The 12,795-nt window shown below is 59.3% G+C and carries 12 protein-coding genes; 10 read left to right on the top strand and 2 right to left on the bottom strand.

The window, feature by feature from the left end:
* Positions 1–37 precede the first annotated feature (37 nt).
* From SMD27_RS01390 to SMD27_RS01365, 6 genes are all read left to right on the top strand, one after another.
* Positions 38–799 (top strand): GntR family transcriptional regulator, encoded by a 762-nt coding sequence (locus SMD27_RS01390; RefSeq protein WP_320506549.1) that lies wholly within the window; start codon positions 38–40, stop codon positions 797–799.
* Positions 800–984: 185 nt separating this feature from the next.
* Positions 985–2,598 (top strand): sugar ABC transporter ATP-binding protein, encoded by a 1,614-nt coding sequence (locus SMD27_RS01385; protein ID WP_320506548.1) that lies wholly within the window; start codon positions 985–987, stop codon positions 2,596–2,598.
* A complete protein-coding gene (locus SMD27_RS01380) occupies positions 2,595–3,584 on the top strand; it encodes an ABC transporter permease (RefSeq protein ID WP_320506547.1) in 990 nt (329 codons plus the stop codon). Before SMD27_RS01385 ends, SMD27_RS01380 begins: the two co-directional genes overlap by 4 nt.
* Positions 3,585–3,648: 64 nt before the next feature.
* Complete coding sequence (locus SMD27_RS01375) at positions 3,649–4,614, top strand: substrate-binding domain-containing protein (protein WP_320506546.1); 966 nt, start codon at positions 3,649–3,651, stop codon at positions 4,612–4,614.
* A 46-nt stretch (positions 4,615–4,660) separates the two neighbouring features.
* Complete coding sequence (locus SMD27_RS01370; RefSeq protein ID WP_320506545.1) at positions 4,661–5,248, top strand: DJ-1/PfpI family protein; 588 nt, start codon at positions 4,661–4,663, stop codon at positions 5,246–5,248.
* Positions 5,249–5,734: 486 nt separating this feature from the next.
* A complete protein-coding gene (locus tag SMD27_RS01365) occupies positions 5,735–5,950 on the top strand; it encodes a hypervirulence associated TUDOR domain-containing protein (RefSeq protein ID WP_320506544.1) in 216 nt (71 codons plus the stop codon).
* A gap of 74 nt (positions 5,951–6,024) precedes the next feature.
* On the opposite strand, the gene SMD27_RS01360 is transcribed toward SMD27_RS01365, so the two are convergent.
* On the bottom strand, positions 6,025–6,525 hold the full coding sequence (locus SMD27_RS01360; RefSeq protein WP_320506543.1) for a DUF488 domain-containing protein: 501 nt from the start codon (positions 6,523–6,525) through the stop codon (positions 6,025–6,027).
* Positions 6,526–6,694: 169 nt separating this feature from the next.
* Positions 6,695–7,837 (bottom strand): THUMP domain-containing class I SAM-dependent RNA methyltransferase, encoded by a 1,143-nt coding sequence (locus tag SMD27_RS01355; protein ID WP_320506542.1) that lies wholly within the window; start codon positions 7,835–7,837, stop codon positions 6,695–6,697.
* Between the two features lie 248 nt (positions 7,838–8,085).
* On the opposite strand from SMD27_RS01355, the gene SMD27_RS01350 reads away from it, so the two are divergent.
* The 4 genes from SMD27_RS01350 (at position 8,086) to SMD27_RS01335 (ending at position 12,774) form a co-directional block, all read left to right on the top strand.
* Entirely contained in the window at positions 8,086–8,862 is a 777-nt protein-coding gene (locus SMD27_RS01350; RefSeq protein WP_320506541.1) for a GntR family transcriptional regulator, read from the top strand.
* Entirely contained in the window at positions 8,862–9,869 is a 1,008-nt protein-coding gene (locus tag SMD27_RS01345) for an adenosine deaminase (RefSeq protein ID WP_320506540.1), read from the top strand. Before SMD27_RS01350 ends, SMD27_RS01345 begins: the two co-directional genes overlap by 1 nt.
* Before the next feature lie 74 nt (positions 9,870–9,943).
* Positions 9,944–11,710, top strand: a complete 1,767-nt coding sequence (locus SMD27_RS01340; RefSeq protein ID WP_320506539.1) for an adenine deaminase — start codon at positions 9,944–9,946, stop codon at positions 11,708–11,710.
* A 53-nt stretch (positions 11,711–11,763) separates the two neighbouring features.
* Positions 11,764–12,774, top strand: a complete 1,011-nt coding sequence (locus SMD27_RS01335) for a BMP family ABC transporter substrate-binding protein (protein ID WP_320506538.1) — start codon at positions 11,764–11,766, stop codon at positions 12,772–12,774.
* Positions 12,775–12,795 lie beyond the last annotated feature (21 nt).

Genomic DNA, 12,795 nt, shown 5'->3' with positions numbered 1-12,795 from the left:
ATCGTGGTAGCAAAAGCCGATGTCAAGAGGGATGCGAATGGCGCGACGGGTATCGACCGGCGATGCAGCCGGCACATCTGAAGATCAGAAACGACCGACCAATTTTATGGCGGCGAGTGCTGCGGAAACGTCCGCGGGCGAAAGCGCTTTCTCGCGCCCTGGCGGACTGGCCAGCAATGTCTACGAAGTCATCCTGGGCCAGATGATGTCGCTGAAGATCTCTCCCGGCGCTCGCATCACGGTCGATGCGCTTGTGCGGGAACTGAATGTGTCGCATACGCCGATCCGCGAAGCGCTCAATCGCCTGGAGGCAGACGGGCTCGTCGTGAAGACGCATCTGATCGGCTATAGCGCGGCGCCTCAGCTGACGCGCCGCCAGTTCGACGAACTCTACGAACTCCGATTGCTGCTGGAGCCGTTCGCGGCGCGCAAGGCCGCGATCGCCATGGATGAGAAAGCCATCGGCAAATTGGCGGAAATCGCTGATCGGATGACGCAGAAAAAGGGTGATGACGATGCGCGCGCCAGGTACAACCAATTTGCCCGGCAGGACGCCGCATTTCACGACCACATCATCATCGGCAGCGGCAATGAACTGTTCCGCGAGTCGCTCGCGCGCCTTCATATCCACTTCCATATCTTTCGGCTGATGTTCCATTCGCGCGTGACAGAGGAAGCCATTGAGGAGCATGCCCGCATCATTGAGGCGCTGAAGAGTGGCGACGGCGATGCGGCCGCGCTGGCGATGACCAGGCATATCCAAAGATCCAGGGACCGGCTTCTGCCGGCCTTCAGGTGAGGCGAGGTCACGGTGGCTCAGGGCTACGCCGGGTAATTGCCTGGCCGGCATTCGGCGAAGGCGTTCACCACGATTCCGGCGTGACGGGGACGGGCGAAGCCTGCATGCGGCCCGACTGAGAAGGCCGCGGCGTTTCTTGTCCGAAGGAGGCTGCTTGCTGTCCTGTAAGCGGTGGGGAGGATTTTGTGACGGCTGTGCTGACGGCAAATGGCCTTTCCAAGGCATTCGGAACGGTCAGCGTTCTGAACGACATCTCATTCGACGTCCGTCCCGGCGAAGTCCACGCCATTATCGGCGAAAACGGTGCGGGCAAGTCGACGCTGATGCGGCTGCTGGCAGGTCATGCGCAGCCGAGCCGGGGTGGACTTGAGTTGGATGGTCAACCGGTTTCCTTTTCCGGGCCGGCGGCGGCCGAGGCTGCGGGCATCGTACTGGTACATCAGGAGATCCTTCTCGCCGAAGGATTGAGCGTTGCTGAAAACCTTTTCCTCGGCCGGGAGATGGTCCGGCGCGGCATCATCGACGATGCGGCCATGAATAGGCTTGCCGCAGGAAAGCTCGCCGAGATCGGCTGCCAGGTGTCGCCCAAGGCACTGGTTCGACAACTGGCGCTCGCGGATCGGCAACTGGTCCAAATCGCGCGGGCATTGCTGGTACCACATCGTCTTGTCATCTTCGATGAGCCGACGGCTGTGCTGACGGGTGGCGAAGTAGAACGCCTTATGGGCATCATTCGTCGATTGAAGGATCAAGGTGTTGCAATCCTCTACATCTCGCATCGCCTGAACGAAGTGGAAGAGCTGGCCGACCGCATCACGGTCCTGCGCGACGGGCAAATGATCGGCACTTTCGACGCGGCCGGCCTGACGCAAGCCGACATGGCACGCCTGATGGTCGGACGTGATTTTTCCGCGCTGTATCCGGAACCGCTGACGCCACCTTCCGTCACGACGTCGGCAGAGATCCTGGAGGTCCAGGGGGCATGCGTACCGGGTTTCGTGAACGACGTTTCCTTTACATTGCGGCAGGGTGAAATTCTCGGCTTTGCCGGCATGATCGGTGCCGGCCGAACCGAGTTGTTCGAAGGGTTGCTCGGTTTAAGAGATGGGTATGCAGCGGCCTTGCGGCTGAACGGCCGGGATCTTCGCATCAGACGGCCAGGCGATGCCATTGCCGCAGGGATCGCTTACCTGACTGAGGACCGGAAGGGCAAGGGCCTGCTGCTGCGCCTCCGCCTTGCGCCCAATCTCACCCTAACCGCCTTATCGTGGATTCACCGGCGCCTGTTTCTCGACAAGCGCCGCGAGGCGCAAGTGCTTCAATCGGCTATCGACGGTTTCGATATCCGCGTGCGGCATTCCGCGATGCTGGCAGGACAGCTGAGTGGAGGCAACCAACAGAAGCTGCTCCTGGCGAAAATTCTCATGACGGACCCCAAGCTGGTCATCATCGACGAACCGACCCGCGGCATCGATATCGGCAACAAGAGCCAGATCTACGGATTCATCCAGAAGCTGGTCAAGGCCGGCAAGGGATGCATCGTGATCTCGTCCGAGATGCAGGAACTGATCGGCATCTGCACGCGCATCATCGTCATGCGCAACGGCCGCGTCAGTGGCGAACTGAGCGGCGGCAGCATGACGGAGGCCAATGTGGCGATGCTCGCGACCGGCGCCCACGATTTGCATCAGTCGCAAAACCACAATCAGCCCGAGCCATCGCGCGGGCCGATGGTGGCGGTCACTACCGGGCCAACCCTCGACCATTCCTTCTCTGTCCAGGGAGCAATGCAACCATGACGATAATGACAGCGGCTGGTGCTGGCGGCCGCGCGCGGCTCGTGCCAAACCTGACGACGGCCGGTCCCTTCCTGGCGCTCTTCATCCTGGTTTGTCTCGGCTATCTGATGAACCATGACTTCCTGGCAATGAGCAATGTGCTCAACGTCGTCACGCGCAGCGCCTTCACGGCAATCATCGCGGTCGGAGCAACTTTCGTCATATCTACAGGCGGCCTCGATCTCTCCGTTGGCTCAATGGCTGCCTTCGTCACCGGAATCATGATCCTTTTCATGAACATGATTGCCGGCGATATCGGTCTGTGGGCGATCCCGGCGGGCATGGCGGTGGTGGTCGTGGCGGGTTCACTCTGCGGCCTGCTCAATGGCGCGATCGTTACCTTAGGGAGGATCGAGCCATTTATCGTCACGCTCGGAACCATGGGCATTTTTCGGGCGCTCATCACCTATATGGCGAATGGGGGGACGATACCTATCGATGCATCGCTCCGGGAGGCTTACCGGCCGATTTATTTCGGTGCAATCGCCGGCATACCGGTACCTATCGTCGTCTCCGCAGCGGTCGCCATCCTTGCTTCCTTCGTTCTCTACAAGACGAAGTTCGGGCGCCGCTGCTCGGCTGTTGGGGCGAACGAGGACGTTGCCCGCTATTCAGGCATTTCGGTGCCGGCCATCAGGACGGCAGCTTTCGCCATTCAAGGCTTGTGCGTCGGCATCGCCGCTATTTGCTATGTGCCGCGTTTGGGCGCAGCGACGCCCACCACGGGATCGCTTTGGGAACTGCAGGTCATCACCGCGGTGGTGATAGGCGGCACGCCGCTGCGCGGCGGAACAGGCCGCATTTGGGGAACGATCGCCGGGGCAATCATCCTCGAAGTGATCGGCAATCTGATGGTGCTCTCAGACTTCGTCAGCGAATACCTGGTCGCTGCAGTGCAAGGTGTCATCATCATCATCGCGATGCTTGTCCAGCGGCTCTCTAAATAGAGGTGAACCATTCCGCGTCAATCCGGCGCCGAAAAATATCAATAAAAACCAACAGGAGGAAAGCATGAAAGGTTCTTTTTGGCGGAAGGCTGCCGCCTTCGGCGTGACGGCACTGGGACTGGCGACAGTCCAATCCGCGGCCGGCGCCGCAGAGGATACAACGATTGCCGTCTCGATCCCGGCAGCGGATCACGGCTGGACAGCCGGCATCGTATATCATGCGCAGCAGGCTGCGAAGGAGATCGAGGCCGCATTCCCACATATCAAAGTCATCGTCAAGACATCACCATCGGCCTCGGATCAGGCCAGTGCGCTGGAAGATCTGGTCGCTTCGCGCAAAGTCGATGCCTTGGTCATTCTTCCCTACAGTTCCGAGGAACTCACTTCGCCAGTGAAGGAGGTGAAGAAGAAGGGCACGTTCATCACCGTTGTCGACCGCGGCTTGACTGATCCGACGATCGAGGATCTCTACCTCGCCGGCGACAATATCGCCGTTGGACGGACGACGGCCGACTATATGAAACAGGCACTAGGCGGGAAGGGCGACATCGTCGTGTTGCGTGGCATTCCGACGGTAATCGACGATGAACGCATCAAAGGCTTTCAGGACGCACTGCAAGGATCAAATATCAAGATCCTAGAGATGCAATATGCCCACTGGAACAGCGACGAAGGCTTCAAGGTGATGCAGGACTTCCTCGCCAAGTACAATAAGATCGACGCGGTCTGGGCCAATGATGATGACATGCTGCTGGGTGTCCTCGAGGCGGTCAAGCAGTCCGGCCGCAAGGATATCAGGCTCGCCCTGGGCGGGAACGGCATGAAGCAGATGATCGAGAAGGTGAAGGCGGGCGACGCGCTGACGCCGATCGAGGTTCCTTATCCGCCCAGCATGATCAAGACGGCTATCTATATGACAGCGGCGCAGTTCAACGGACAGGCGCCGATTCGAGGCAAGGTAAAGCTGGATGCGCCGCTGATTACCAAGGAGAATGCTGACGAATACTATTTCCCAGAGTCGCCCTTCTGACGGCTGTCATCGGCTTTTAGCTAGTTGAAAATTTGGAGGAATTGAGATGCCGGGTAAGAAAATCCTGATGCTTGTTGGCGAATTTAGCGAGGAATATGAAATCTTCGTTTTCGAACAGGCGATGCACGCGGTCGGTCATACGGTGCATGTCGTCTGTCCGGACAAGAAAGCGGGCGAGAGGATCAAGACCTCGCTGCACGATTTTGAGGGGCATCAGACCTACACGGAGAAGCTCGGCCACGACTATATTCTGAACAAGACTTTTGCCGAAGTCCGACCGGAGGAATATGACGCCGTGTACTCGGCAGGCGGTCGCGGACCGGAATATATCCGCATCGACCCACGGGTCCAGAAGATCGTGCGTCATTTCCATGAAGCGCGAAAGCCGATCTTCACCATATGCCATGGGGTCCAGGTCCTGATCGCAGTCGATGGTGTCGTTCGCGGGAAATCCCTCTCCGGCCTCAAATATTGTGAGCCGGAAGTGACATTGGCCGGCGGCAAGTATGTCGACCTCGGACCTACCGAAGCCCACGTCGACGGCAACATGGTGTCAGCCGTCGGATGGACTGCGCTCGCAGCCTTCATGCGCGAATGCTTGAAGGTGCTGGGCACCGAAATTCATCACTCCTAGAATCTGTATCGGGCTCCTGATCGAAATGACCAGGAGCCCACGCCTAGGTCACTACGACATTCGATAGCCCGCGTACTTCCGTTAGTCAGTTCTTTTGAGGACAGCTTTTCGAGTTTGGCTGCGCTGATTCTTAAATAAACTGGCACAGTTGGCACATTTTTGGCACACTGACGCGCGATATGCCGGCGATGCCGAGCGATGCGTAGCAAAGGAAAAACCAATAATCGCATATCATGAATTAACAGAATGTTCGGCGTTGCCTCCGAAGCAAAGGTGACACGTTCGGATCGTGTTGGGTGCGCCATTGTTTTCAATGCAGTAGCTTGTGACCGGCGATGATTTCAGTTGCAGCTGATGCCGGCTGATCGCACATCTGCAGGCATCTGGCTCCATTGCGCATCTGTCCACGCCCGCTCGCAACCCGATCATTACGTGGATATGTCGCACGCTAAGCCGGGTTTGCCAGTGACGTGTGGGAGGAAAGTTATGGGTAAGCGCTTCGAAATCGGCGATCATGTCACCTGGAATTCCGAAGCCGGACATGTAAGCGGGCGCATCATCAAAATTCATCGGCAGGACGTGGATTACAAGGGCCACACGCATCATGCCAGTCCGGATGAACCGCAATATGAAATCAAGAGCGATAAGACGGATCACATTGCCTTGCATAAGGGCTCGGCACTAAAGAAAATCGGACCCTGATCCGGACAGCTGCGAACGAACCCGCCCCCTCTCGGGGCCATCTTCGTCGCGACAATCTTCGCTGCGCGGGACGGTTAGAACAAACTGCCTTGGTCGGGCGGATATGTGATCGACATCCCCTCGACACGCGCGAAAGGCGTCAGTTTGTGCATCCGATAATTCATTTCCGAAAGAATCTCGACTACAGGCACGCCGCGTAGATTGAGCGCATCCGCGACAAGGGAGCGGTGGCAGCGCCACGGTACAGCCTCGGCGCACATGATAGCGGTGCGCTTTTGACGGCTCATCCGAATGAGCGTTTCAAGCGCGTCGCGGAAGGCGGCGGTCTGCATATAATCGGCGTAGCCGCGGAAGCTTTTGTTTCGCCAGCCGGCATTGGGTGAGTCCTTCTGCGCATGGCGCAAGCCGCCCAGGGCTTTCATCGGCACATAGTCAATGCGGGCTGTCGCAAGGCTGCCGGGCAGCTCCTTGCTGTTGAATTGCGGGTTGTGGCGCGACCGTGGCACCGTGCGGATGTCAATGAGCTGCTCGATGCCGTAGGTTGTCAGTAAGGCGATGAAACGCTCGATCGGCAAGGTCGAATGTCCGACGGTGAAAATTGCGTCGTCGGGCCAGTGCGCTTCTTGCGGCGGAGGATGCTCGCTCATCGAAATCCGTTCGCTCGGATATTGCTAGTGTCGCCATCACCTTCCAACAGCAGGCTATCATAGCCTGGCCTATCGTGCATGCCCGACTCATGCAATTTCAGGACACGGCAGGCTCCAGCGGTGCGGTCAGGAACAAGCTCACGCGCAGACCTCCATGCGAGACCGGTCCAACTGGCGGTGCGAAGGGCAGGCCGGTTGCGTTGGCAAGTGATGCATCGGTCGTGATCAGCCCGACACGCCAGCCGACGAAGCGCGTAAGCAGGGTTTGGCCGAGCGATTGGTAAAGCGCATAAAGCGGCTTCTTGTCGCCGATCCGGGTGCCGTAAGGCGGGTTGACGATGACGAGGCCGGGCAGTCCGTCGGGCGCCACAAGATCGCTGATGGCGTGCCGCCGGAACTCTGTCAGGGCAGTGACACCGGCCCGTTCGGCATTGGCGCGGCTCATCTCGATGGCGCCGGCATCGCGGTCGCTGCCGTAGAAGCGGATGGCTGGCGCTGCACGGTCCGGCTTGGCGGGGCTTTTCTTCTCGCGCAGGCGCTGCCAGGCTTTTTTGTCGAAGGTGGCCAGCTGCTCGAAGGCGAAATGCCGCGAGCGGCCGGGTTTCAGGCCGGCGGCGATCTCGGCCGCTTCGATGACGAAGGTGCCCGAGCCGCACATCGGATCCAGGACGGGTGCCGTGCCGTCGAAGCCGCATTGGCGCAGGAAGAGCGCCGCCAGGGTTTCCCGCATGGGTGCCTTGGCGACGGCCTCCTTATGGCCGCGCTTATGCAGCGAGTCACCAGAGGTATCGAGGCTGATGGTGCAGAGGTCGTCCTCGATGCGTGCCTTGATGCAGATATCGGCCTCGGGCGACACGGGGGCGCCGAGGGTTTCCCGGATCGCCTTTTCGATCCGCTGTGCCGCCGCACCCTGATGATAGATCCGGGAGGCCTTGCAGGAGGCCTCGACGCGGAAGGGCACATCGGGGCGGAGAAAATCGCCCCAGGCCAATTTGCGGGCTCGCTTGTCGAGCTGGGCGAGGTGAAACGCCCGGAACTCGCCGATCCGCGCCAGCACCCGGCCGGCGCCGCGCAGCTCGAGATTGGCCCGCCAGACCTCGGGCCAGCCGCCTCTGACCGTCACCCCGCCTTTGACGGCGGCCGGCTCTCGAAATCCCTTCTCCTCTGCTTCGGCGCAAAGTACGGATTCGAGCCCGGGGGAGGTCACGATAAAAATTTCGAAATCGTCAGTCCTATTCATGACCCCTACATATCGCGGGGAAGCGTGCTCAGCGAGCCATTTTTCGGCACACTTCTCGAAACCCGTGCGCTTGAAATGCAATCCCGGCGAGCGCTCGGAAGCAATCGGATGTAGCGGCCTTTTGGCTTGCATTTGGATATCGAGTCCAAATAGATTGATATCCAATCCTGCTTCTTTAGGTAGCCTATCTGACACCAAAACACGGCGGAAAACGCTGGAAAGGGTGGTTAGGCGCGGGGAGACAGCGTGTGAGCGGACGCTCGGAGCAGATTGCAGCGACCATTTGCGAAGCGATTCTCGGCCATCGGTTGAAACCCGGCGCGAAGCTGGGCGAGCGCGATCTTGCCGATATTTTCCAGGTGAGCCGGATCGTCATCCGCCAAGCGCTGATTCGCTTGGCAGAAGACGGCCTGGTGACTGTCGAGCGGAACCGGGGCGCCTTCGTTGCCAAGCCCAGTCTGGCCGAGGCCATCGAGGTCTTCGAAACCCTGACCATGGTCGAGCAGGGGGTGATTGCCCAGCTCGGCAATCGGCCGCGCATGAGCCTGCTAACGGAATTGCGGGCCAATATCGAGCGCCAGAAAGCGGCCCTCGGCCAGGGCAATGAACAATTGGCCGGCGAATTCGGCCTGGAATTCCACGATCTCCTGGTATCCCTCACCCGCAACAGGGTGCTGATCGAGCTGCATGCGCAGTTGAAAAGACGGGCGCGGCTGCTCGAATCGCTCTATCGCTGCGACTTCGATCATTGCCAGCTTTGCGACGAGCACGAACATCTGGTGGCACTGTTCGATCGCCGCCAATGGGCCAAGGCGCAGCAATTACTCGATGACCATTACCGGCTGGTGGCGCGCGGCTACCGCATCGAAGATGATGTGGTGGCGCCGCAGCCATTGCATTTGGCATTCAACCAGCCGGTTCCGGAAAAGCCAGCCGACTTATCGGCCCGCGGCAAAAAGGCGGCGATCGCCGCACGCTACCGGCCCAACGGAAAATCATCGCACCGGATCAAGGGAGAAGCCTGATGAGCAAGTTGAAATCCTTCATCGAAGAGATGCCGAAATGCGAATTGCATGTGCATATCGAAGGCACGCTTGAACCGGAAATGAAGTTGCAGCTCGCCAAGCGCAACCATATCAAGCTGCCCTATAAGAACGAAAAGGCGGTCCGGGACGCCTATGATTTTGACGATCTCCCGTCTTTCCTGGCGGTCTATTACGAGGGCATGAGCGTCCTGCTGACCGAGCAGGATTTCTTCGATGTCACCTATGCCTATCTCAAGAAGGCGCGCTCGCAGAATGTCCGTTATACGGAGATGTTCTTCGATCCGCAGGCGCATACGGCGCGCGGCGTTGCCTTCGATACGGTGATCCGCGGCATCCGCCGGGCGCAGCGCCAGGGCGAGATCGAGCTTGGCATCCACTCGCAACTCATCATGTGCTTCTTGCGCGACTGGAGCGCCGAATTCGCGATGACGACCCTGCTCCAATCCCTCCCTTATAAGGAGTGGATCATCGGTGTCGGCCTCGATTCCGATGAGAAGAACAATCCGCCGATCAAATTCACCAAGGTCTTCAAGCGTGCGCGCCAGGAAGGCTATCTTCTCACCATGCATTGCGATGTCGATCAGGACAATTCCGTCAGCCATATTTGGCAGACCCTGCGCGATATCGGCGTCGACCGCATCGATCACGGCGTCAATTCGCTGGAAGATGAGAAGCTCTGCGACGAAATCAAGCGCCGCCAGCTGGCGCTGACCGTCTGCCCGATATCCAATGCCTATGTGACGGACAGCGCGAAATCCCAGGCGATTGCCGCGATGCTGGAAGCCGGCATGCGGGTCACGGTCAATTCCGACGATCCGGCCTATTTCCCCGGCTATATGACCGAAAATCTGAAGCGCGTCTGGAAGGATGTCGATATCGGCAAGCCGGAACTCGTGCAGCTCACCGAGAATGCTTTCGAAGGCTCCTGGCTGCCGCGTCAGGCCAAGGACCGCTATCTCGCCGAGTTGAAAGCCTACGCCGGCTAAACGGCGGCACCACAAGCAGGACCGAGACGCGACCCGCCGTTCAACGGCAGGCGCTCCGCAGGGGAATTTTGTCGATGGATCTAACCCAGCGTATCAAGGCCGGCCGGGCCGAATTGAAGGCCGATCTCGTCATCAAAGGCGGCAAATTGGTCAATGTGGTCTCCGAGGAGATCTATCCTGCGGATATCGCCATCTATGGCGACCGGATCGTGGCGACCGGCAAGGTGGATAATTACATCGGTCCGAAAACCGAGATCATCGATGCCGGCGGCAAATATCTTTGCCCCGGCCTCATCGATGGCCACCTGCATGTCGAATGTTCCAAATTGTCGATTACCTCCTTCGCCAAGGCGGTCGTTCCCATCGGCACAACCTCCATCATCTCCGGGCTGGACCAGATCCTGGTTGTTGCCGGCTTGCAGGGTGCGCGCGAATTCCTCGATGAGGCCAAAGCCGGTCCGTTGAAGGTCTTCTGGGGCGCCCCATGCAAGACGCCCTATACGCTGCCGCGCTCAAATGTCGGCCATTATTTCGGCCCGGAAGAGCATCGGATCGCCCATACTTGGCCGGAATGTATCGGTATCTGGGAAACCGTCCGGGAATTCGTGCAGGAACTCGACCCCGATGCCCTGCAGGCTTTGGCGATCGCCGAAGAGAACCGCATGCCGGTCTTCGGCTGCTCGCCGATGGCGCGCGGCACCAAGCTCAATTCCTATCTCGCTGCGGGCGTGCGTCTTGATCACGAAAGCTATACCGCGGACGAGATGCTGGAGAAGCTGCGCAACGGCATGTTCGTGGTGATCCGCGAATCCTCGATCTCGCATTTCCTCCAAGAAAATCTCCGCCTGGTCACGGAAATGGGGATTTCCGCGACGCGCCGGATCAGTTTCTGCACCGATGACGTCGTGGCGGCGGATATCCTCAAGCGCGGCCATCTCGACAATATGGTGCGCATGGCGATTGCGATGGGGATCTCGCCTTTGACCGCCATCCAGATGGCAACCATCAATTCCGCCGAGGCCTATCGTATCGATCATCTGGTCGGCTGCATTGCACCCGGTCGCATCGCCGATATCCTTATCGTCGACGATCTCCGGCAATTCCGTATCGAGCGGGTCGTCACCAACGGCAAGCTGGTCGCTGCCAATGGCAAGCTGACAGCACCGCTCAATCCGCCATCGCGTGGCGCGCATCTGACCAAGACCTTCAATGTCGATCCCATTGAGCCGTCGGAAATTGCGGTCAAGGGACGTGGGAGCGGCGCACAGCAGCCGGTCCTGGCGATGGCGGTGACGCCGGAACAGATTTTCGTCCGCAAGCGCCGGGATGTCACCCTGCCGATGCAGGCTGGCCTGGTGCAGGCCGATGTCTCGCAGGACGTGCAATATATCACCGTGGTCGAACGCTATGGCCGGACCCGCAACCGCCCGACGGCATTCGTCTCGGGCTTCGGCCTCAAATCCGGCGCCCTGGCGACCTCGACCGCGCCGGATGACAACAATATCGTCTGCGTCGGCGCCAATGCCGAGGATATGGCGGTGGCGATCAACCATCTCATCGCCAATAATGGCGGTCAGGTGGTGGTCGATAAGGGCAAGGTCGTCGCCTTCCTGCCATTGCCAATCGGCGGCCTGGTTGCCGATATCGAGCCCGCCGAGATGGCGCGGATCGAAGAGGAACTGGATGATGCGGCGCGCGCGCTGGGCTGCACGTTGCCTTGGCCCTTCATGTATATGTTCGTGCTGCAGATCACCGCGATTCCGGATTACGCCATCACGGATCTCGGTCCGATCGATTGCCTCGCCCTGAAGGTCTTCGATCCGGTGGAAGCCGCCTTCTGAGTATCAAGACGATCAGCAGTGAGACGCCAAAAAGACTCGACTGGGAGGACAGGATGTTGAAACGCTTTGCGACTTATATGGCCGCCCTCGCCATCAGCGCGATGGTCGGTACAGCCTCGGCCGACTCGCCGACGAAACTGCATATCGCCGCCGTCTTATCGGCCGGCAAGGAAGCGCCCTGGGAGAAGTCCCTGATTGATTCTTTCAACCGCATCATCGCTGCGAAGCCGCACGGGTTGGAAATCTCGGTCGATTATACCGAAAATGTCTACGACAATGCCGAGGAAGTCTTCCGCACTTATGCGGATACCGGTGAATATGACATTGTCTTCGGCGACACCGCCTATGCCGATGCGATCGACAAGGTGCGCGGTGATTTCCCCGATACCATGTTCGTCATGACCGGTTCAGGCAATCGCGGCCTCGGCGGCAATGCCTATTGGATCTTCATCCACAATCACGAGCCGACCTATGCCATGGGTGTGCTGGCCGGCGAGATGACGAAAAGCAACACGATTGGCGTGATCAGCACCTTCCCCGCCGAAGACACCAACGACCAGATCAATGCCTTCATCGCCGGTGCGAAAGAAGCCAATCCAGCGGCCAAGGCGAAGATCACTTTCATCCAGTCCTGGTTCGATCCGCAGAAGTCGAATGAGGCAACCACCGCCCAGGTGGCGGCGGGTGCCGATCAGATCTTCCAGATGTCCGGGGCTTTCGAGGTCTGCCAGCAGAAGAAGGTCGACTGCTACGGCAACTATATCGACATGTCGAGCGCGGCGCCCGATGCCATCCTCGCCTCGGCGGTCGCCAAATGGGACCCGCATCTCAACTGGCTGATCGATCAGTGGTGGCAGGCGAAGACCAGCGGCGGCAAATTCAACGCGCCCACCGAACCAACCTGGTTCGGCTGGAAGGATGGGGCCGGTGATATCGTCGTCAACAAAGCGCTGGAAGCCAAGATTCCGGCTGATGCCAAGGCGGCGATGGACAAGACCGCCGAAGCAATCAAGTCCGGCAGCAAGAAGGTGCAGCTCGACCTGTCCGAGCCGAAGGCAGAATAAGCCTTTGCTGGCGTGGGAGGA

This window comes from Dongia soli (assembly GCF_034044715.1).
GTDB lineage: Bacteria > Pseudomonadota > Alphaproteobacteria > Dongiales > Dongiaceae > Dongia_B > Dongia_B soli.
Note: the sequence above shows the minus strand (reverse complement) of the source record. Positions and strands in the feature narration are given on the sequence as shown.